This is a genomic window from Nodosilinea sp. AN01ver1 (genome assembly GCF_050565655.1).
In the GTDB taxonomy this organism is placed as follows: Bacteria; Cyanobacteriota; Cyanobacteriia; order Phormidesmidales; family Phormidesmidaceae; genus Nodosilinea.
Window position 1 is genome coordinate 133,899 of the sequence record NZ_JBNXVS010000008.1, and the last position, 20,914, is coordinate 154,812.

19 protein-coding genes are annotated in these 20,914 nt (G+C 54.8%); 7 read left to right on the top strand and 12 right to left on the bottom strand.

The window, feature by feature from the left end:
* Positions 1 to 27: 27 nt before the first annotated feature.
* The gene (locus tag ACQ4N7_RS09475) at positions 28 to 708 is read right to left on the bottom strand and encodes an actin-binding WH2 domain-containing protein (protein ID WP_430711364.1); all 681 of its coding nucleotides are present in this window, start codon (positions 706 to 708) and stop codon (positions 28 to 30) included.
* Positions 709 to 850: 142 nt separating this feature from the next.
* Positions 851 to 1,636 carry a dienelactone hydrolase family protein gene (locus ACQ4N7_RS09480; protein ID WP_430711365.1) on the bottom strand — a complete coding sequence of 262 codons (786 nt, stop codon included), beginning with the start codon at positions 1,634 to 1,636 and terminating at the stop codon, positions 851 to 853.
* A 258-nt stretch (positions 1,637 to 1,894) separates the two neighbouring features.
* Here ACQ4N7_RS09480 and ACQ4N7_RS09485 point away from each other — a divergent pair, with 258 nt between their 5' ends.
* A complete protein-coding gene (locus ACQ4N7_RS09485) occupies positions 1,895 to 2,050 on the top strand; it encodes a PCP reductase family protein (RefSeq protein ID WP_430711366.1) in 156 nt (51 codons plus the stop codon).
* A gap of 357 nt (positions 2,051 to 2,407) precedes the next feature.
* Positions 2,408 to 3,430, top strand: coding sequence for a transporter substrate-binding domain-containing protein (locus tag ACQ4N7_RS09490; protein WP_430711367.1), 1,023 nt, complete (start codon positions 2,408 to 2,410; stop codon positions 3,428 to 3,430).
* Between the two features lie 126 nt (positions 3,431 to 3,556).
* Here the strand turns inward: ACQ4N7_RS09490 and ACQ4N7_RS09495 are convergent, their stop codons facing one another.
* A complete protein-coding gene (locus tag ACQ4N7_RS09495; protein ID WP_430711368.1) occupies positions 3,557 to 5,629 on the bottom strand; it encodes a hypothetical protein in 2,073 nt (690 codons plus the stop codon).
* Between the two features lie 730 nt (positions 5,630 to 6,359).
* Here ACQ4N7_RS09495 and ACQ4N7_RS09500 point away from each other — a divergent pair.
* Positions 6,360 to 6,698: a WGxxGxxG family protein gene (locus ACQ4N7_RS09500; RefSeq protein WP_430711369.1), complete on the top strand. Its 339-nt coding sequence runs from the start codon at positions 6,360 to 6,362 to the stop codon at positions 6,696 to 6,698.
* A 94-nt stretch (positions 6,699 to 6,792) separates the two neighbouring features.
* On the opposite strand, the gene ACQ4N7_RS09505 is transcribed toward ACQ4N7_RS09500, so the two are convergent.
* The 4 genes from ACQ4N7_RS09505 to ACQ4N7_RS09520 all read right to left on the bottom strand — a co-directional run bounded on the left by ACQ4N7_RS09505 (position 6,793) and on the right by ACQ4N7_RS09520 (position 10,449).
* Positions 6,793 to 7,455: a response regulator transcription factor gene (locus tag ACQ4N7_RS09505; RefSeq protein WP_430711370.1), complete on the bottom strand. Its 663-nt coding sequence runs from the start codon at positions 7,453 to 7,455 to the stop codon at positions 6,793 to 6,795.
* Positions 7,452 to 8,300 carry a S1C family serine protease gene (locus ACQ4N7_RS09510; RefSeq protein WP_430711371.1) on the bottom strand — a complete coding sequence of 283 codons (849 nt, stop codon included), beginning with the start codon at positions 8,298 to 8,300 and terminating at the stop codon, positions 7,452 to 7,454. The genes ACQ4N7_RS09505 and ACQ4N7_RS09510 overlap by 4 nt, the downstream gene beginning before the upstream one ends.
* Entirely contained in the window at positions 8,297 to 9,211 is a 915-nt protein-coding gene (locus ACQ4N7_RS09515) for a S1C family serine protease (protein ID WP_430711372.1), read from the bottom strand. The genes ACQ4N7_RS09510 and ACQ4N7_RS09515 overlap by 4 nt, the downstream gene beginning before the upstream one ends.
* Positions 9,212 to 9,294: 83 nt before the next feature.
* On the bottom strand, positions 9,295 to 10,449 hold the full coding sequence (locus ACQ4N7_RS09520; protein ID WP_430711373.1) for a hypothetical protein: 1,155 nt from the start codon (positions 10,447 to 10,449) through the stop codon (positions 9,295 to 9,297).
* 495 nt (positions 10,450 to 10,944) lie between these two features.
* Here ACQ4N7_RS09520 and ACQ4N7_RS09525 point away from each other — a divergent pair, with 495 nt between their 5' ends.
* Together ACQ4N7_RS09525 and ACQ4N7_RS09530 are read left to right on the top strand one after the other, a co-directional pair.
* The gene (locus ACQ4N7_RS09525; protein WP_430711374.1) at positions 10,945 to 11,202 is read left to right on the top strand and encodes a hypothetical protein; all 258 of its coding nucleotides are present in this window, start codon (positions 10,945 to 10,947) and stop codon (positions 11,200 to 11,202) included.
* Positions 11,203 to 11,431: 229 nt separating this feature from the next.
* Positions 11,432 to 11,716, top strand: coding sequence for a hypothetical protein (locus ACQ4N7_RS09530; RefSeq protein ID WP_430711375.1), 285 nt, complete (start codon positions 11,432 to 11,434; stop codon positions 11,714 to 11,716).
* A gap of 114 nt (positions 11,717 to 11,830) precedes the next feature.
* On the opposite strand, the gene ACQ4N7_RS09535 is transcribed toward ACQ4N7_RS09530, so the two are convergent.
* The 5 genes from ACQ4N7_RS09535 to ACQ4N7_RS09555 all read right to left on the bottom strand — a co-directional run bounded on the left by ACQ4N7_RS09535 (position 11,831) and on the right by ACQ4N7_RS09555 (position 18,409).
* A complete protein-coding gene (locus tag ACQ4N7_RS09535) occupies positions 11,831 to 12,166 on the bottom strand; it encodes a XisI protein (protein WP_430711376.1) in 336 nt (111 codons plus the stop codon).
* On the bottom strand, positions 12,154 to 12,570 hold the full coding sequence (locus ACQ4N7_RS09540; RefSeq protein ID WP_430711377.1) for a XisH family protein: 417 nt from the start codon (positions 12,568 to 12,570) through the stop codon (positions 12,154 to 12,156). Before ACQ4N7_RS09540 ends, ACQ4N7_RS09535 begins: the two co-directional genes overlap by 13 nt.
* 191 nt (positions 12,571 to 12,761) lie before the next feature.
* Complete coding sequence (locus tag ACQ4N7_RS09545) at positions 12,762 to 15,917, bottom strand: NACHT domain-containing protein (protein WP_430711378.1); 3,156 nt, start codon at positions 15,915 to 15,917, stop codon at positions 12,762 to 12,764.
* A gap of 239 nt (positions 15,918 to 16,156) precedes the next feature.
* A complete protein-coding gene (locus tag ACQ4N7_RS09550) occupies positions 16,157 to 16,738 on the bottom strand; it encodes an HdeD family acid-resistance protein (protein ID WP_430711379.1) in 582 nt (193 codons plus the stop codon).
* A gap of 330 nt (positions 16,739 to 17,068) precedes the next feature.
* The gene (locus ACQ4N7_RS09555; protein ID WP_430711380.1) at positions 17,069 to 18,409 is read right to left on the bottom strand and encodes a dihydrolipoyl dehydrogenase family protein; all 1,341 of its coding nucleotides are present in this window, start codon (positions 18,407 to 18,409) and stop codon (positions 17,069 to 17,071) included.
* Between the two features lie 508 nt (positions 18,410 to 18,917).
* On the opposite strand from ACQ4N7_RS09555, the gene ACQ4N7_RS09560 reads away from it, so the two are divergent.
* Both ACQ4N7_RS09560 and ACQ4N7_RS09565 read left to right on the top strand, forming a co-directional pair.
* Positions 18,918 to 19,187 carry a GlsB/YeaQ/YmgE family stress response membrane protein gene (locus ACQ4N7_RS09560; protein WP_430711381.1) on the top strand — a complete coding sequence of 90 codons (270 nt, stop codon included), beginning with the start codon at positions 18,918 to 18,920 and terminating at the stop codon, positions 19,185 to 19,187.
* A 243-nt stretch (positions 19,188 to 19,430) separates the two neighbouring features.
* Positions 19,431 to 20,798 carry a hypothetical protein gene (locus ACQ4N7_RS09565; protein WP_430711382.1) on the top strand — a complete coding sequence of 456 codons (1,368 nt, stop codon included), beginning with the start codon at positions 19,431 to 19,433 and terminating at the stop codon, positions 20,796 to 20,798.
* Positions 20,799 to 20,914: the final 116 nt, after the last annotated feature.

A 20,914-nucleotide genomic window follows, 5' to 3' on the forward strand; every position in this document is an offset into this window, starting at 1 on the left:
TCAGTATCAGCCAGCCCGATTTCAGGCTCAATTGCCAAATAGCAGCGTCAAAATGCTGCTGATGACCTGGGCGTAAAAATTGCCTTCCACCTCTCGAAATAGCTCAAACGGCTGACCCGGTGAGCCAAAGAATGGCCTCAGGGTCCATCCCAGCTGGCTACCTACTAAACCGTAGAGCACCAGCCAAAACAGCAGCAGTCGATTGCGAATTTTGGGTGTGTCGGCGGTGAAGTCCATGACTGAGCGAATGCCCGAGTAAAATAGCCGCACGCCAATAAAACCGGTCAGGCCAAAAATGGCGACATTGAGCAGCAAAAAGAAGTGGTAGCTGCGAATAGAAACCAAAAAGAATAGCGTGACGGGGGCAAAGCTAAACAGCAAAACGCTAATCACCGCGATGGTGGTGAGGCTTAGCACCGTGTACTGACGAAAGTCGGCTTTAGAGCCAAACAGAATGTCAAAAAAATAGAGCGTTGGCAAACAAATCAGCAGGGTTAGCAGGTAGAGGGCAGGCAGCTTAACCATTGACACCAGCAGCTGTTGCCAACCGCTCGATGAGCCAATAATGGCTCCATAAACCGCGAAAAATAGCGAGCTGACACCCAGCAGCGACAGAATTTTAGACTCAATTCTTTTGCCCTGCCGCACTTCGTCTAAAAATGTGGCGCGATCGCGCAGCAGTAAAATCAGCGTCGAAAAGTGTTCCATAGTCCTACCCGCAGAGATGGCTGTAAAGGCTCACTAGGAGCGTAGCCATCTCTCAGGTTGGAATAGGTCGGATAAAGTCGGTGACTGAATTCGGTGACTGAACGGGGCGATCGCTGGAAGCAGCCTGCCTTAAGCCAAACGCTTAGCTCAAGGTTTCATCTAAAAAGGTCATCAGGGCTCGCCACGAGCGGCGATCGGCCATGGCGTCGTAGCGCTCAGTGTCGCTCCAGATGGTAAAGGCGTGGTCGGCCCCGCCGTAGATTTCCATATCGAAGTCAACCCCGGCGGCGTCTAGCTCGCTGGCCAGCTGAGCGACATCGGCCATAGGGGCAGCGGCATCGTCAGAGCCGTGCAGCACCAGAATGCGGCCCGGTGTCTGGCTGTAGTCTTGGCCCTCGGGGGTATCAAAGCTGCCGTGGAACGACACAAACCCGTCCACATCCATGCCAGCGCGAGCCATTTCGAGCACGGCGGCCCCGCCAAAGCAGTAGCCCATTGCCACCACCCGGCTGCCGTCCACACCGGCCTGAGCCTGGGCCTGGGCCAGACCGGCCATCAGCCGCGATCGCATCGTGTCGCGATCGGCGTAAAGCGCACCGCTCTGGGCGCGCGACTCCTCGGGGCTAGTGGGCCGCACGCCCTGACCGTACAGATCGACGGCAAAGGCCGCATAGCCATGCTCCGCTAGCATCTGAGCGCGGCGCTTTTCGTAGTCGCCCAGGCCGTTCCAGTCGTGCACCAGCAGCACCACCGGCTGGCTGGCACCAAAGCCTTCATTGATGGCAAAGTAGCCCTCAAAGGGCTGCTCGTTAACGGTGTAAACCACCGGCTCAGCCACAATATCGGCCTTCACCGCCGGGGCTAGACCCACCGCAATCAGGGAAGCCACCACGGCGGCCAACACAACCAGTAAGAGTTTCCGTATCACTGCAATCTCCTTAACGTTGATAAAACTAGATACCTAGACGGCCCTGAGCCTCGATTTCTCCTTCTAGAGAGAAAATAACATCTGACGACGACGACTGGGTAAATATGGGTCTTGGGAAAGAAGCCTGCCTTGCGGCCAGCATTTCCCAGCACCCGAGGCCAAACAGGCTAGCGCTGTCTCCAGTCCCTGATATCGTAAAGAAGTTTGAAGCTGAACGTAAAACTACGCCTCTATCTAAGGAGTGGCTGTGGAATGGCTATGGAATGGACTGCTGACGCTGAAGCCCGACTCAAGGAGATTCCTTTTTTCGTGCGCCCCGCCGCCCGCAAGAAGATTGAAAAGTTTGCCCAAGACCAGGGCCTGGGGCAAATTACCGTTGAGGTTTACGAGGCCGCCAAAAAGCAGTTTGGCTGAGGCACCTACTCGCCCTCCTCAATTTACTCAGATTGACGACACGCCCTAGCCATTGCTCATTTTGAACGTTGCATTTTGACTCCCCGCAGCGGTACCAGGCCCGCTAGCATACCGATTTCTCCTTATTAAGGGGTTCTCCCTTTGGCCTCTCTCTTCGGGCGGTGGGAGGCCGGAGTGCGATCGGGCACAGTGAAGCCGTAGCTGCGCATGTTTCAGGTTATGGGATCGCAAAGGCAATGGGCAATTTCTCGCAGAATGGGTCGAGGGCTGTGCCTGTTAGGCAGTTTTTGGGTCTGTATAGCGATTCTCTGCTCTGGGACGCTGGCACGGGCGCAAACTCCCGCACCAGCCACGCCGGTGCCCGCTACTCCAGCGGTGAGCGATCGCCCGCTGATCGTGGGGCTCAGCCCGGTGCCGCCCTTTGTGATCAAATCGAGCAGTGCCCAAAACGGCAGCGACTGGGATGGCATTGGCGTCCATCTCTGGCGCGAGGTGGCCCACGAGCTAAACCTCGACTACCAGTGGCGTGAGGTGCCGCCCAACGACGCGATCGCTCAACTCAATGCTGGCAACCTTGACGTTGCCCTCATAACCGCCACCGCCCCCAGGGCGCAGCAGGTAGACTTTACCCAAAGCTATTTTGCCGCCACCTTAGGCATCGCCACACAGCGGCAGCAGCAGGTCTGGAACGTGATCAAAGCCGTTCTGTCGCCCCGGTTTTTAAGAATTTGCCTGTGGCTATCGCTAGTGCTAATAGTTGTCGGCTTTTTTTGCTGGCTGTTTGAACGCCACGCTAACGAAGACATGTTTAACAAGTCGCCAGGGAAAGGCGTTTGGGATGGTTTTTGGTGGGCGGGCGTCACCATGACCACCATCGGCTACGGCGACAAAGCCCCCAAAACGGTCGGTGGCCGCATTCTAGCGCTGCTGTGGATGCTGGTGGCAATGGGGCTAACCGCTAGCCTCACCGCTTCGATTACGTCTGTTTTGGTACTCGACCAGGGCGTTCAGCCGCTTCGGGTTCAGCAGTTGCAAACTAAGCAGGTGGGCAGCGTAGCCGGTACAACCGCCGCCAACTACCTGCAGCAGGAGCAGATCAAATTTCAGAGCTTTTCCACTCCCGCAGCCGGGCTAAAAGCGGTTGACGAAGGCCAAATCGATGCATTTGTCTACGGCACCGCCTCTCTGCAAACCCTAAATCAGGATGAGTTTCAAACTCGCCTGCAAATTAGCGACACCGGCATTCAGGTTAGCCAATACACCTTTGCGCTGGCACCCAATTCACCGCTGCGAAAGCCTTTAAACCAGCAAATTTTACAGGAGCTTAGCGAGTCCGATTGGCAATCAATGCTGCAGCGCTATCTGCCAGAATCTGGGTAGTGTTCTTGGACGCTAGTTTTGGCAATAGGAATCTAATTAAACGGTACTGTAGGATGCGTCATATAGGCGATGATGCATCCTACAAATAGCTGTAGAAATTACCCTGCAATTTAAGTCAGGGTCAGCTTAGACAAACGTGGCTGGGGTAATGTCTGCCACATTGGTTGACAATAATTGGACCATTACATCAAAGGTGGTATCGTCTAAAACAAACGTAGTATTGCCCGCTTCGCCCGTGCCCTGGGCCAAAATCACATCAAAAAAGGTGGCGTTGGTCAGCTTATCTACGGCGGCATCAAAGTCTACTACGGTAGTAATGCCGGCCCCTTCAACCAGGGCAAAGGTGTCTACACCTTCACCGCCAACCGCGATATTGTTACCAGCGCCAGCGGTAAAAAAGTCGTTGCCGCCAAAGCCAAAAAGGCCATCGTCGCCGCTGCCGCCCAGCAATTCGTCGCTGCCGTTGGAACCTTCAAAGAGGTTGGTACCCGATATTGTGCGCATCTCTGGGCTGATGTGATCGATACCGGCAAATTCGCCCCTAAACGTGTTGTCCTCAACCACAATATCGGCGAAAGCTTCGGCTGGCTCTCGATGATCAAATGCGACGGCAGCGGCTGTAATAGCCTCAAAAATGTTGCTGCTAATCTCAATATCAGACTGAGTGCCCTGGCTTAATTCCCCCGGCCCCGCTGCGAGACGAACGCCATAAAACAGCTCAGAGAATGTGTTGTTGACGATCGCCACCTCAGTCAAGTCGCGATCGTCGAGGGTGACAATGCCGTCGTAGGCACCCGAGAATGTGTTATCTGCAATTAAGACATTCGAAGTAGAGCTAGCCGAGCCGTCGCTATCTAGAGAAAGCTGAAGGTTGTAGAGGGCGGCATTAAATAGGTCGGCTTCGCTAGAAAAGTCGGTTACACCCAGATCAATGGCGTTTCCTAAAATTTCCACATTCTGAGAATTGTCGACCTGAATGCCTCGCCGCCCAAAGGCACTGGCATCGTCATGAAAGCCGACATTGTCTGCGATCAGCAGGCCGTTGACATTGTCGATGCGCATGATTGAGGCATCGTTGCCGCTGATGCCATCAAAGTAATTTTCAGTAATAGACCAGTTAGCCCCTCCCGACGGTGCGCCTCCGGTACCAAATCCATTGGTGATGAAGGTTTGGGTAGAGTTGGTTAACCCCACAAAGTCGTTGAACGCGATCGCAATATTGCTAAAATTATCGCGACTACCGCCGCCTTGAATGGTCGCTGAGTCATTTGTAAACTCAAACCCCAAAATCGAAATATTGTTGTCGCCAAGCGTGAACGACCCTTCCACAATAGATTCGGGGCCACGGGCACTGTCGTTGCCTGCCAGCCCAAAGTTGGCTCCAATTAGGGTTAGCTCTTTGTCAAGAATAACGTCTTCGCTGTAGGTACCAGCGGCGGCCAGCAGAATGTAGCCATCGCTGGCGGCATCTACAGCCGACTGAATGCTGCCAAAACCGCCGACCAAATTATTGCTGGTGTCGAAGAGCTGTAAAGGCTGAGGCGACAGCGTACCGCCATTGAGCCCCGCAACCAGAGTGATATCAGGGTCAAATTTGTCTAGGGTGAGTGGCCTTTGAAAATAGTCAAACAATACGTTGAAACCATTGGTATCGGTCAGGCCAAGTAGTCCCTGGTCAAAGATATCGCTGGCTATATCTGCTGCCGTCAAATTTTTAATGCGAACAGCATCAATGGCTTCTCCCGAGGCTAGACCAAAATCGCTTAAATCGAAGGCTGTGGCAAAGAGCCCCGTACCGTCGTCTGAGCCGCTGATGGCGCTTTCGTCGTAGCTATTAAAGGTTTCGTAACGAAACGGGGTGAAAAGCCCTGTGGTGGCGCTGCGAACGGCGACAGCGTAGTACTCAGGGCCATTGGCGAACCCATTTTCGTAGACAACAAAGTCATCGCCCGCCTGGTTAACGGGTCCAGCGCCAGCCTCCCAGGTTAATTCAAGAGTTGAGCGGTTGAAAAGGTTGCCCAACGCGATCGACTGGCCATCGCTTCCACCCACCAGCGAACCGGCAGTGTTGTCTAACAGTTCGGGAAACTGTAGCCCCGACAAAAAGAGCTGGGTTGCCGATGGGTTTTCTACAATGGAGCCCTCGGTGACTAGATCGTTCTCTTCAAACGTAAAGCCAGCGATTGTAAATGCAGCCATAATTTGCAAGATCCTGTTTGCTTGTAAGGGCAAGGCGATGATTCAGGACATGAATCAATTCAGCAGCGACTCAGGAAGTAGGGGCAGCTTCAGCTAAATCGGCGGAAGTGTCATCTGACTTGAGGATGATTTTTGGAGTTTATAAGCAGATCTGTGGCTTGTTAAATACTCGTATCCTCTCACCGTATTACCTTAATGGTGCGGAATACTGAAGCTTTATGTGTAAAGAGAAATGAAGCCGGTGTTCATTTACAGATATGGCTAAAAGGTGCGGGATTAAAAACCTTCTCGAAGTAATTGTATGGATAGCGTTCTAATAGCAAGTCTCTCGGCTGGTGACACTAATTATCCCCTCCAGCTCTGTATAAGAAACGTTGGCTGAGCGGAGTCGAAGCCAACGTTCCCTGAGTCAAGCCGAAGCCAACGCTGCTAGCTGAGCGGAGTCGAAGCTGGCAATAAATTTTCACAAATTAAATAGGACCGCTACAGGCTAAAGCTCGCTTAACCATTAGCAGTAGATAGACCGATAGAAAGGTCTAACTAACGATGAATCACACTTAAGAAAAAAGACTTTACTGTATATGAATCGAAGGTTTGCTCTGTTGGGCTGAACGTACTGAACCGCAGCCAAATTGTAGTTTGTGGTTGACGGCTTGCAGCTAAGGTTTAGCCACTACAGATAACCAGGCATCCCTTGTTGTTAGAAAACTCGGCTTTAGGAATTCAATGTATGAAAAGCAATTTTGTATCGAAATGGGTTGGCGCTAGTGCACTGGCGCTGAGCTTGGCTGTTTTGCCCTCTGCGCTACCGGCTGCTGCCCAAACCACGCCTGACCCGGTTGATCCAACCCTTTCTGACGACGTTGCGCCTGAGCCGGTCGCGCCTGGCGCAGGCTACTCTGATCCGGGCTATGCTGTCGAAGACGACGGCTTTGACTGGGGCTGGCTGGGCCTCTTGGGCCTGCTTGGCCTGGCTGGCTTGGCGGGACGCAACCGGGACCGCACCACGACGACCTACCGCACGGACGATCGCGTGACTACTCCCACCTCTTCGGATCCTCGCATTTAGAGTAGAAGCTTGAGAGCGAATTGATATAGCCAAACTGCTTGGGGAAGGGGTGCTGTCTAGCACCCTTTTTTATTGATTGCCTCACCGCTGTCATTCACAGCAGAATGAGCCCGGCCCTGGCTCCGGCGATCGCCGCTTCGGTGCGACTCGACACGTTCAGCTTTGCGAAGATAGCGCTGGTGTGATACTTAACCGTGTGCTCTGAGAGGTGCAGGCGGCGGGCGATCGCCTTGTTGCTCAGCCCCTCGGCCAGCATTGTCAACACCTCCACCTCGCGCGGGGTCAGGGCTTCGGGCTGATCCAGCGCATCCCTGCGATCGAGGGCGCTGTTGAGGGTGAGCAGGTGGCCCAACACCCTGGGGTGAATGACGATTAGCCCCGCCGCCGCCGCGTCGAGGGCCGCTACAATTTCGGCACCGCTGGCCTGGTTGGGCAGCAGCCCCACCCGACCCATTTGCAGCAGTTCGGGCAGGGCAACATCGTTCCAGTCATCGAGCAGGGCAACAACGGGTATATCTTCGTTGAGTAAAAGGTCGAGATCGGGCAGCCCGTCTGCGGGCCAGCTAACCAAGGCACAGTCGGCGACTGGGGCCGGATTCCAGCCCAAAGCGGGTCCAGAAGCGGCCCCAGCAAACGACTGCGCCGCCGCAACAACCTGCCACCTGGGCTCAGCCTCGCCCTCGCTCTCCTCAGCGATCAGGTTCGCTAACTCGGCCTGGGTGACCGCCGCTGGGCTGATCACGAGCACCCGCTTCATGCCGCCTGCTCCTGAATGGGAGGCCGGCCCACGGTGAGGGTACAAACGATGGGTTCTCCGCCCTGACTCACGTGGATCACCAGAGTTTGATCGGGTATCAAACAATCTAGCCAATCCATCAGGTCGCCGGGGTGGCGAAATAGCCGCCCATTGATGCCAAGAATGCGATCGCCCGTCACCAGCCCCGCCCTGGCGGCTGGGCTAGCGGGCACCACCTCAGCGACCACCCACTCGGGCCGCCCTTCGGTCGCGATCGCCGCCCTCGGCTGCACCCTAATACCCAGGTAAGGCTGGTCGGGCTGAGCGCCCAAAAACCGCTGCACCAGAGCGGTTGGAATCGCGTGACCCCGACCGGCGGCAATCAATGTGTTGAGGCCGACCACCTCGCCCGCCAGATTGGCCAAAGGCCCGCCTGAGTAGCCCGGTGCCAGGGCAATATCGGCCTGCACCCAGCGGGGAATCACTGGTTTGGCCGCCACCATGCCCAGCGCCGTAGCCCCCACCTCGCCCATCGGGTTACCCACCGCCAGCACCAGCTGCCCCACCCGCAGCGCCCTGGCATCGCCGATAGGAACGGATCGCAACCCCGTTGCCTCAATCTTGAGGGCCGCCAGATCGAGCCGCTGGCTGTAGCCGACCCGGTCAGCCGCGAGTCGCCGTCCATCGCTCAGGCTGACCCAGACCCGGCGCTGGGGCACGACATGGGCATTGGTGACAACCAGGCCCGACGCATCCCAGACTACGCCCGACCCCACCGCGCCAGCGGCACCCTGAACGAGCACGGTGGACTGCTTGAGGAGAGCTGCGATCGCCGCCATATCATCGTTCAAAGCTTGAAGGCTCATCGCGATCCTCCCTGGGGCTGTGCGCCCAGCGTCACCGCCACCTCCAGCGGCTGACCGCCCCGCAGCAGGTGTAGCGACACGGTCTGCCCCACCGGGCTGTCGATCAGATGGCCGTAGACCGACTGCAAATCCTGCACAGTCTGACCATCCACCGCCAGCAGAATATCGCCAATTAGCAAACTGGCCTGCTCCGCTGGCCCTTCGGCATCGAGGCTGACCACCAGTAGCCCAGTTTCGCTCGACTGGGTTTTGGGCAAAGCCACGGGCTGTAACCCCACCCCCAGGTAGCCCCGGCTGAGGCTGCCGCGCTCCAGCAGGGTGGCGACAATGCGGGTCAGCGTCGCGGTAGGGAGCGTCACCACCCGGTTGCGCGGCCCGTTCAGGTTGAGCCCCAGCACCTGCCCGGCAGTATTCACCAGCGGCCCCCCCAGCAGGTTGGGGTAGAGGTTAACATCGGGGCGAATCAGGCGATCGATCGATCGCCCCTGGGAGGTTTGCCACGGCCCGCCCAGGTTGCCCACCAGGCCCAGGCTGGCGCTGACGCCGTACTCCCACGACTGGCCCACCGCCAGCACCAGCTGCCCCACCCGCAGATCGGCACCATCGCTGGTGGCAGGCAGGGGCAAATCGGTGCGATCGAGGCGAATAATGGCCAGGTCAAGGGCGCGATCGCGGCCCGACACCTCCGCCTCCATCACATTGCCGTCGGGCAGGGTGAGGGCAAGCCGGTTCGATCGCCCCAAACCATAGTCGGCGGTGACGACCACCCCCGGCTGCCAGTGCAGGCCGCTGTAGGCCCGCCGTTGCCCTTTGACGGCAACCAGACCAGGGGCAACGGCGGCCACAGCATCGGCCAGCCCGTTCGATAGAGCGCTCAGCGCTTGCGAATGCGAACTCGTTTCGTCGGTCATGCCAGGCTCCTGGAGATAGCTAAATTGCTATCTCCTACAGTGCAGGAGCCCAGGCCAGGTTGACCCCAGACAAATGGGTAGTCTTAGGTCGCCAGAGTGTAGCGGTAGACCGCCGCCACCGGAGTTGACGTTGGCATGGCCTCTTCGTCGAGCACGTAAACCGTGCCCCCCTGCAAAAAGGTCTGCACCGCCGCCAGATCAAGCAGGTCCTGGTCGTGGGGCTGGGGCTGGTCGTGCTGCTGTAGCTGGCCTGAATTGAAATCAAACTGTCCCCAGCAGTGGGCATTGGCTTTGGTAAACAGCACATCCACCTGACCACGGCAGGCGGCGGGCAGCAGGTCGGGTAGGCGATCGGTAGCCTGGTCGGTGCTTTTAAGGTTGTTGTAGTGCACCATGGCCTGCTGGTGAGACTCATCCAGCAGCGCGGCAACTTTCTCCCAGGCGGCCTCGCGCAAATCGTCAGGGTTGGCCACATCCGGGTTGCCCGCAATGCCCTCTGCGAGCAGGTGAGGGTAGGTATTCACCTCGCGGTAGATCGGCTGCAGGTAGTCAACCGAGGCGATTACCAGCGGCGCATTTTCCTGGTTGAGGTAGGGGTGTAGCCCCTCGTTTACGGTGCGCAAGAAGCGCTGAATATTCTCTTTGTTGTCGTCGGTGCCAGCGCCGTGGCCGTGGTAGGTGGGCACGCTGCCCGAACCGCTAACGTTGTGGAATTGCAGCTGGGCCTGGGGGTCGTCATAGCGCAGCGCCTCTGCCAGGCTGGTGGGCACCCGCTCCAGCTCAACTTCGCTAATGTGGTAGCGGGTGGCCTGAAACAGTCGCACCTGGTTTTGGCTGAGCGCCAGCAGGTAAAAGTAGCGATCGCTCGAAAACAGCGGCAGCAAAGGCTTGAGGTGAAAGCGATCGCCCACCACCACCAGCGACTCAAACGCCAGCGGCAGTCGGTACAGCGCCATGCCATCGGCGGTCATAAATAGCGCCAGTCCCTGGCTCTGGTGTCGCCAAAAGGTGTCGTCTTCGAGCAGGTCAAGGCCGGGCTGAAGCAGCTGCTGCACCCCCCGCTTGTTCATACCCGCTTCTAACAGTTTGGTTTCTGCCTCACCAAGCAAATTTTTGAGCCGAATCGGATCTTGCTGAATTTCTGGCCCGGCTGCGTGGGTGGGCAGATAGATAGAAGCGGAGTAGTCGCTCGCAGACTGGCTCAACCGCTTGAATTCTGATTGGGATAGTAACGGCATAATCTCTTTAGCGTTCGTCTTATTGGCACCCTAACAAACAGGCTAAAGATCGCCTTCTATCGATTGGACTGTTATCAATGTGACTTTCAAAACGCTGTCAATTGAGTGGGGATGCCTCTACTTTTGCTGATGTCTTCGTCATTTCTACATCAGTGAGGATCAATTCGAAGCTAACTGTGCCTCAATTAAGAGAATCGCAGCCTCAAACCAATTGATTGAGCGAAACCTGTATGAATGTTGCCCTTGCTGACGCCGATCGCTGGAGCCGCAGGCTTAATGCGAGAGCAGCATAATTGACATGCAGCAATGACAGCGACGTTGTGCATTGAGCATATTAACGTGTGGCGGCTGCAAACTCGAAATCACTCTATGACAGCGAAGGATGCTATAGATGCAGAAAGCAGTTGAGCTATTGCAGCAACGTTGTCAGGGCGCGATCTAAAGGATGCAGCCCTGCATCTAAAGCATGCACGCGTGAATCTAAAGGTTGCAGGCATGAATCTAAAGAATGCAGCCGTGCATCTAAAGCATCGCGCTTCTACAACGACGGATCGCGGCGACACACTAAAGGTGTGGCGGCTGAATGAAACGTTGTGCGGCAATACACCGATGATATTGCGGCTGAATGTAGCCCTTACCACAGCCGCAGCTCAGCAACCAGGGCTGGCACAGCGCCATCGCCCCCGCAATGTAAAGGTTCAAGACGGAGACGCACTCTGTAGCGATTTTGACTTGCCTGGGCGATCGCAATAGGCTAGATTTCTCAGTTAAGAGCTGTAGTGCGAGCAGCTTGATTCCCAAAATTTGGTCGAGCGCCACTGGAAGGAGATTAGGCCCTCCAACCAGCGGCTGACCCCCAAGCTGAGTACAGCAGTCTCGGTGGCTGAGTAGCATTTTACTCTTGGCCGCTCCGAACCGCACGACCTCTGGGAGCGGCCAAATTTTGGTTTCCTACCCATCCCTTCCTTTGGAGGAAACCTTTATGTTGTTTCATATCCCAGGGACCGGGTGCTTTCAAAGCACCCGGTCCCTAGACTCGCCTTTCCTCGAAACACCCAACCCCCAGCCGGGGCGAGAGCGATTGCGCCATCTGGTGATCGGTTCACCCGACGGGGTGCGCGGGGCAATCAACCACCTGCACCTGCTCCGCTACGCCGAACAGCGGGAGTGGAGCCAGTTGGTAACCATCTCAGAGTCGGGGATTTTGATTACCCCAGAGCAGGGCGAGGTGTTTAGCTACCTGCTGCGCTGGCGACAGCTGGATTGATCTAAAAGGGACCGGGTGCCTACTGTGTCGCCAGAGAATGGGTAATGCCTAAATAGGCACCCGGTCCCTGAACGCGTAGCTTGTCGCGCTTTTAGAGTATCCAATAGCGATCGCTCAGCTCACGGCATACTCAGTGAACTGGCGCTTGAAGGGTGAATGAAAGCCCACCACAATATCGGTTTTGGGAACCCCCATCTTCGCCAGTTCAGCGGGAATGTCGTCTTCGGTACCGTTGTGCTGAAGCCAGACTTTGCCGTCTTTGATGTCTAGATGCAAAATGCAGCCGTAAATACGCCAGTCGTTTTGCCAGCCGACCTGCACAAGCTGGTAGTGATCTCTTACGGTATCGGCAATTATCTGAGTCTCAACGGCTGCATCAGCATCGCCAAGCTGGGCGTAGTCATACAGAAGTTTTTGTAGAATCTTCCGGTAGCTTTCTAACTTATCCATTGCGTTATTGCCTCCTGTTGGGGTCGATAGACAATCAGTTTGAGACGGTTTTCTTTGAGGATGGCTTGAACTATTTTTAGCGAAAAAAAGGAACTGTAGGTGTCAAGGGGAACGGCTAGATATAGGATGCGATCGGGTTCTTGCTCGGCCAGAATGGTGCGATAGTTGATGAACTGCCCCAGGGCTGTATGAAATTCTGAAATGGGTGAGTTTTGAATGAAGCTCTTGATTTCAACAGCAATTTTTTGTCCTTCTCGCTCTGCTGCCAACACTTTCTCGGCTCCGAGGTCGATGTACATTTGGCCAAATTCAGCCCGAATGGGCAACGGATCGTGGGTGATTGTCCAGCCATCTTTTTCAAGGGCGTGGCGAACGGCATCGTGAAAAGCATCTCTAGCTGGCATGGCTAAGCCTCACTCTGAAGCTTTGCAAGCTGCTCCGCTGCCCATTCTCTGAGCTGCTCGTCGTTGTCGTTTTGGGCGCGATCGCGCAGCAGTTCAAGGTCTTGGGGTGGTTAGGATATTGCCGAGTCAGCATGCTGAGATTGTTTAAAGGGATTTTTCACTGACAATGCTCTATTTATTTTACTCAGAAGTTATTGATGATTTTTGGCTTCCAGTTCTTGTCTCCTGACTGCAATTCTATTTGATAGCTTTGCTGCCCAATCTCTTAACTGCTTGTCGGGATCCTTAGTGGCAACATCATTCAAGAATTCAAGACTTCTGGAATCAGCACGAGACTGGCGAACGAAGATCTTAAGTAGCTTATGAAGATATAGAAATCTGTTTGGCGAAATGGACAAATTATCGCCTTCTTCAAGGTCAACATCATCATATTTATTGAAAGCAATGTTCATGATTTTAAAGATTGCTTCGATTGCTCCAAAATGGTGAGTTAAAAACTCATCAACGACTTCAGCAAGAGTGGCTTGAACCATCCAATCAGATTCTTTCTCGCATCTATCTTTGATAAAGCTGAAAACTCTCAAATCATCAGAGAAATGTTTTGCAATGGCATATATTGAACTAGATATCACAGAATTCCAGTCATTTGACTCAGCTTGTAACATGAGCCAGTCTAAAACTTCTGGATGCTTGTTTTGGAAACTTGCAATGGCGATATAAGCTACGCTCATTATCTCTTCATCATCTTCAGCGTGCTCTTGTAGCCAACTTAAGGTTGAGGGAAGGTTTGAGTAGTGCTCAGCAATTGCAGAGACGGCAGCTTGAGGAACAAATGGATATCCACTGTAGATCTCCTTCTGTAGCCAAGGAAGAATATCGGGTTGATCGTGAAAATATTTTGCGATCGCTGACACAGCCTCAGCTGGTACATTGTGTTTTTGAAAATCAAAGTAATGCTGGTCAAAATATTCATCATAAACTTCAGGATTTTCAACCATTTGCTTAAGCCAAGGAAGTTCTTCAGGGTAATTAAAAGCGATTCTTTCTAAAAGTGCTTGTGCTGAATTCCAGGCTAAATTAAATTTAGGATATTCAACCTCTCTCTTAAGTTTCCTGAGGAGCTTGTCACGATTAGCCACATCTACTTTTCCTTTGCCAAGCTCTGACACACAATCAGCCGCCAGAAGCAAATTAATTACTCCAGTGGGTTGTAAATAGTTCGTATGATGTCCTGGAGAGCCAAAAGCCTCTAAGTGCCTTTTCTTGTTGATTTCTCGATTAATCAGGAACTCAATTAGTTGATTTGAAAATTTGGCATCAATCATGCCAGTAATCAGCCGCAGTACTTCTTGCCAGCTTTCCTCTTGCCAATGCGCCCCAAAGGTCTGATCGCGTAATTCCTCAAACGTAATTGTCTGCGTTTCCTTGAACTCCCAAACAAACGCCCAGGCCGCAAAGAACTCCAAGAATGTGCGATGCACAAAGGCATAGTTATCTGCGCCTAGTGAGCACAAAATGAAGTTCCGTGTTCGTAACTGTTGAATCATGTGCCGTGCTACGACTCGTGGCTGATCGACATCAATTGATTTCAAATAGTCTGTCAAAATTGCTTCCAGATCTTGGGCGCTAATGATATTCCCGGCCAGCCCCTCTTTGCCCGACTGCATGTGAAAGGCCACCTTGCGCAGCATGGCCTGTTTATCAGTCTCATTTATTTCTATCGGGTCGAGCCGCTGCTCGATCAGGTTGCGCTCCACATCCCACTGGTGCAGCAGCACCTCCGAGGCCTTTTCATACAGCTTCGGTCTATTCCTGGGTAGCTCCTGGTTACGGTTCAAAATTGCCATCATCGTCAGCAGCAGCGGGTTCCCCGCCAGTTCACGAATCGCCTTCGACTCGCGAATGGCCTTGTGCAGCCGCTCCCGCTTGCGCACCTTATCCGCCCCTTCGGGAAACGTCTGGTCGTGCCACCGCGCAATAAACTCAGCAATTTGCGCGTCTGTCAGGTCTTGCAGCATGTAGTGTTGAAACCCCGCATCCCGCAGGGTTTGCGCCTTGTACCCCAGCCACCGCGAGGTCACCACCACCTGCACCTGGGGGTAGTCGTTTGTAAAGCGGTGAATATCCGTCACCACCACATCCCGCAGGTTGGGGTCAAACACCTCATCAATGCCGTCAAACAGGGCAATGGCATCCCCCGCCAGCAGCACCTCATGGAGCCGCTGCTGGTTTAGCCGACAGGCAATATCGCCCTTATCCAGGTATTCCACAATGCTGCTGCATTTTTTGTCGTGCCGGTCTCGCGCATACTTTCGCAACTCAATCAGCAGCGGCAGCGGTCGCTGGGCCAACTCCTTTAAATCGCGAATGGGCTGCTCGGCCCACTGCAGCGCCACATACTGCAACAGCGTCGATTTCCCCGACCCCGGATCGCCCAGCACCACGGCACAGTCTGCCACCGGGCGGTTTCGCTGCCCCACCCCTGCCGTGCGCCCCACCACCTCCAGCACATTCTGAATCGGCTGCTCCACGTAGGTCTGTCGATAGGCCTCAATCTGCGCGGCCTCCAGCGCTTCCGCATCCAGCTCCCCCCGCTGCTGGAGTTCCTTCAACTTCTCCTTCGGAATCTCGTACACCTTGGGGTTAAACTCCTGGCACGTCCGCACATCTTGCGGAATAAACATGCGCCACAGCTTCAGGTCGTTGTAGGCATAGGCCGAAGTATCTAGCGACTCCAGCTTCAGGTTGCCGTACTGCTCCCGCAGGGTCTCCTGATATTTCTGCAAGTCAAAATCGGTGGGAATGCCCACCAGAGTTTCAATGCCCTGGCGCATAGCCTCCTGGTTGTGCAGCTTTAGCAAATCCCGCAGCTCATCGGAACTGCGCAAAATTCCCTTCACCGCTCGCACGTACTGCTTGCCGATTTGCGGCCAGTCAAACTCTTCAGGTAAGGGGCGCAACTCTAGCGCTTGCCACCGCAGCGCCAGCACCTCGGCATCTATACTGCGGCAGTCTGGCTCAAAGGCTCGGCCCAGCGTCGCCTTTACATCCTTATCCCGCATGAACTCTCGCAGCGGAATCTCATAGAAATCGCGAATCTCCGCCCCAGAGCAGCCCTGAAACTCCAGTTCCTCTTCGACCAGTTCCACAAACGCCTTTAGCGCTTCGCCTAGCGCTTTCTGCACAGGCGCTTGACTGGCTAAACCCGCTGCATCGGCAATACAACCCTTAAAGAAATCTTTCGCGTAGTCTTCCAGACTGCCTTGCAGCAGGGGCAGCAACACATCTTTGGCGACGTACTTGCCTGTTTCCTTCAACCCGATCGCAGCAAGAACGTCTAACACCATAGCTTTCAGAACCGTGGGCGCAGTTTCTACAACTATATCGCTGGTAGCAGAAACCGCTGGCGGACCTTAAACCTAAAACTGCCCGGATGCTCCACAGAGGAAGCATCCGGGCAGGATGGCTATCATTAAACTTGTAGGTTGGGTGGCGCGCTAGCAAAACCCAACAAGGCTCACTGCTGTTGGGTTACGCTCCGCTTCACCCAACCTACAGGAACCTTAATCTTTAGCTTTGACCTGCATTAGGCAGAGGCCGCTGACTCAGACTCATGCTTGAGCACTTCGCGGGCCTTGAACGACAGCCCAATCCGAGAAATGCCGGTAAACAAAATGCTGGCCCCCACCAGCGTACCCAGCAGCCAGGGCGCATCGAAGGGAAACTGAAACCAGATCATCGCCCCCAGCAGCAGTGTGATAATGCCGTTGGCCAACGCCCAAGTCCAGTTTTGCTGAGGCCGCAGTTTAAAGGCCAAAATCAGCTCAAACACGCCCTCGGTGAGCAAAAAGCTGCCCAGCAAAAGCGTCAGCGTCAAAATGCCGGTGCGGGGGTTGATAAACAGCATGATGCCCGTGGCAATGTAGAGAATGCCGAGCAGCACCTTCCACAACGTGCCGCCCTGGGCGCGAGTTTGATAGGCATAAAATAGCTTGGTCGCCCCGGCAGAGGCCAAAATGAGAGCAACCCAGGTTTCCACAAAAACGGTGGAAACAATCGGTAGCGTAATCGCAACCACACCAAAAATAGCGAGTACAACGCCAGTCCACAGCGAGCGATCGCGCACCTGCTTGACCTCATTCCTATCCAGTGAAACATCGCTAGTCATAACCACTTTTCTCCTAATTTCGATAACTAAATGCTGTTCTCAAACGTAAGCGTTCCTGAGCTATGCTGGCTGAGCGGAGTCGTTCGTGAAACGTCTCCCAAAGGGAGAGCCAAAACCCACCCGAAATATCTCCTAGAACTACGCTGGCTGAGCGGAGTCGAAGCCAAAACCCATTCGAGATGTCCCCTAGCCCCTCTGGGGCGGCAAAGCCTACGACTCCGCTCAGGGGACGGTTACGTCTCAACCTAAAGAAAAAATCGAAGACTGAGTAGCGTCAAAGGGTAGAACGTGTACCTCACCAGCTTCAGAAATGCTGTGGAGCAGGCTGGGCTAATCCAGGGCAAAAATTTCTTCGCCAGAGGTGGGGTGAAGGCCAATGGTTTCGGTCAGCTCGGCCACCGTTAGCCCCCGCCGCAGCGCCGGAATAAACCCCTGAATCATCTCTGCGGCTTCGTCGCCCACCAGATGCAGGCCCAGTATTTCTTGAGATTTGGCGTTGACCACCAGCTTGATCAGCGCCTCTCGCGTCTGGGACGACGGCAGGTAGCGCAGCGGCGTGAACCGCGAGCAGCACACCTCAATGTCCAGGTCGTCGTGCGATCTGGCCTCGGCCTCGCTCCAGCCTACGGTGGCGGCTTCCGGGGAGCAAAACACCGCCGAGGGCACCCAGCGATAGGAGACGGCCTGGGGGCGATCGCTAAAGAGGGTTTTGGCGGCGGCGGCACCCTCGGCCTTGGCCACGGGGGTCAGCGGCAGGCGATCGGTGCAGTCGCCAATCGCAAAGATCGACGGCTGCGAGGTGCGGCTGTAGTCATCGACGGCGATCGCCCCCTCCTCAACCTCGACCCCCGCTGCCTCCAGGTTGAGGCCCTCCAGGTTGGGCTTGCGCCCCAGGGCCAGCAGCAGCGTATCAGCCAGCAGCGTGTCGTCGTGCTTGCCCGACAGAGAAACGTGGATGCCGCTCTCATCGGTGCGCAACGCTTTGAGCGAGGTTTCTGGACAGATCCGAATGCCTTGATCCATCAGGCTGTGGTGCAGGGCTTTGCGAATGTCTTCGTCGAAGCCGGGCAAAATCCAGTCGTTTTTGTCAATTAGAGTGACGTTGCAGCCCAGGGTGGCAAAAATATTGCTGAACTCGGCCCCAATGTAGCCGCCGCCCACGATGGTGAGTTGGCTGGGCAGCGCCTCTAGCTGAAACATGTCGCGCGAGGTGAGGCCACAGTCGATGCCGGGCAGGTCGGGCTTTACGGGCTTAGCACCCGTGGCGATGATGACTTTATCGACGGTAACGGTGCGATCGCCCAGCTCGATCTTGTGGGGGTCAACAAACCGGGCCGCGTCGCTCAGCACGGTAACGCCCAGTTTAGTGAGCTTCGACTGGTACGACTGCCGCAGCTTGGCCAGCTCTTGATCGATCGCGGTGCGCAGCATCAGCCAGTCGAACTGGCCGCTGGGGTTGACCCAGCCGTAGCTTTTGGCCAGGCACTGCTGACGGGCAAAATCGGCGGCAAATACCAGAAATTTTTTGGGCACGCAGCCGCGATTGATGCAGGTACCCCCGATAAAGTCGGGGTCGGCGATCGCCACCTGAGCGCCGTGCTGGGCAGCGGTCGTCGCCGCCGACAAACCAGCCGATCCGGCACCAATTACCAGGAGGTCGTAATCAAACATAGCGTTGGTCATGGCGTACGCCAGCGTCCGCGATCGCCATGCTTAAAGCTGTTTTGAGCCATGAAGAATTATTCGCTCTACAACGGGAAAGTAAACTCTTTCAGCTTAAAGAGAAATCTCGGCTCCGCCGCTCTGTCTTTTGGTAGAACCCAGCTATTAGGAAGAATTTGTTGAGCCCTCACGCTTCCTTGCCGTCAGAACCGTCCTACCAGCACCACCCTATATAAACCTGCAAACAAAGACAAATAGAGCGTTCTGCTTAGCAATTCGAGCCCATTTGGTTATAGGTAGCCGGGCAGCTGCTGCATAGGCAAGACGCCTGCTCGGGCGCATTCACAGCCTGCGCAGGATGGCTATCTACCTTTAGATGAAACGAACTGTGTCCTTAGAGAGTATCGCCAGCCAATTCGGCTTGCTAAATTAATGTTGAAAAGAAAAAAAGCAAATTGGTTGCGGAAGTTTTCAACCACTTCTTAACTGCTTTTTTCAATACTCTGGAGACAGTCGTATGAATATTCTAGCTTGGCTTATTTTGGGTTTGATTGCCGGTGCAATTGCTAAGGCTATCTATCCCGGTCATCAGAGCGGTGGCATCCTAGGCACCCTCATCTTAGGTGTTATCGGTGCATTTGTGGGAGGCAGCATTTACACCCTGCTCACCACAGGATCATTAGCCCTCACGGCAACTGGACTTAGTATTGGTGGCGTTATCATCGCTGTTTTGGGTGCCATTGTTGCCCTATTCATCTACTACGCAGCAACCAAGCGGACTGTTTAATCAGTAGCACTACGGCTAACTGCAATAGATGGGCACCAGTGGCCCTACCCCCAAAGTGTGTAGTGGCTGTGACCTGACACACGGTAAGATAAAGGCTCTGGTGGCTGTATCGGGTAGTAAACTGCCCTGGAATAGTTAGGCTCACCTGCTTATAATGTTTTAGGACAACTCGATGACAGTTGTCCTAAACCCTTTTTAAAAGGCAGGCTGCCAAGGGTTTTGTTGTGTTAAATGGGCCTCTCTGTGAACGATCAGTTAAAGCGATCTGAAGAGTTAAAGCAAGAACTATATAACTTTGTGCTAGATGCCGATGGCGCTTTAGCAACGGCCTTAGAAAGCTACAGCGCCGATCGCTTAAAACGCTGGTCAGAGACCAACCTGCAGGGAATTAGTCGCTCTGAACTCGCTATCGATATGTTTTTGACCGAGGGTCAGGTCGCTGACCAACTGGTGCTGGATGCTTTTACACAAAGTCAATCTCAGCTATCTGAGGCCGACCAGGCCCTGGTCAAAAGCTGGCGGAATACCTTTAACGGCCTGTTCAAAGTCCTTCAGGTGCCAGGTGGTGACTCAGCGGCAGGCTCGGGCGATCGCTACCAATTGATGAACTGGCTGACCGAGAAGCAGTACTGGGTTGAGCCGAACCAAGCCCAGTCAGCCGAAGAACTGGCTCGGCTTAGCCCAGGCGAAATTGTCGTCACTCGCCTGCTGCCCATCGCCGCAGACGAGTGGACCTTTTCTGGCCCTCTCATGCTGCTGGGCAAGCTGGGCAAGCCCAAACTAGCGGTGGCCATCGGCAATTTCAAAAACTGGTTCCCTGGCTACCTCTACGGCGATGCCCCAGACCTGCTAGAAGAAGCCTGGGAGTCTGTAGAGCGCTTCCACCAAGACTTTGTGGAGTTCTTTGGCGGCGATCGCGTTACGCTCTCGGGCCACGAACTCAACAAAAAGCTGAACGAGTACCAGGATGTCATCACCCAGCGCCGCTTAGAAGAGGCGGGGATTGATGGCTCTAAGTCACTGCAGGAGCTAGCCGCAGAGGCCGGTGTTTCTGAAGAAGAGATTGCTGAATCAGTGGAGTCGTTTGGCGAAGACGGCAGCCAGGTGGGCCGCCTGTTACAGAACAAGAAGGCAGTCAAGATGGTTATGCCGTCGATTAACCTTCCCGATGACCTGCGCCGGGCGGAGGCTGTCACCGTGTTTGTTCACCCTCGCTGGGGTCAGACATTCTTAAAAGACTACAATCGCCTCACCGAACTGGCCGCAGCAACCGATGAAGCCTCGACGGCCAAGCTCGATCGTCTGGTTCAAAAGTATCTCAAGGATGACGCCGTCAATGCCTACATCTGGCGCTGCCTGGTCGACGAAAACCCGGAGCCGCTGACGGCCTCTCTAGGCCGCGTTTTAGAGCGCCCCGAGCTGACCGCAGCCGACCTGGATGAGGTTTTGGTTCAGGCCGACAAGCCGCTAGAACCCACGCTGCCAGAGATCGCAAACGTGCCCATCCACCTGCACAACCTGTTTCAGGAGGCGCTGCAAGAAGTCGGTCAAAGCTCGTCAAAGAAAAAGTCGAAAGGCAAACCCAAGCGGAAGACGGGATTCGCCGTTTAGTTTCCCCATAGGGCTTCTGATGGGTGAGGTAGATATTGGCTGATACCGATCGTCTGTGCCGCTAGTGCAGCACCCACAACAATAGAAACAGTCAGAGCATTGAGCGGAGTCGAAAT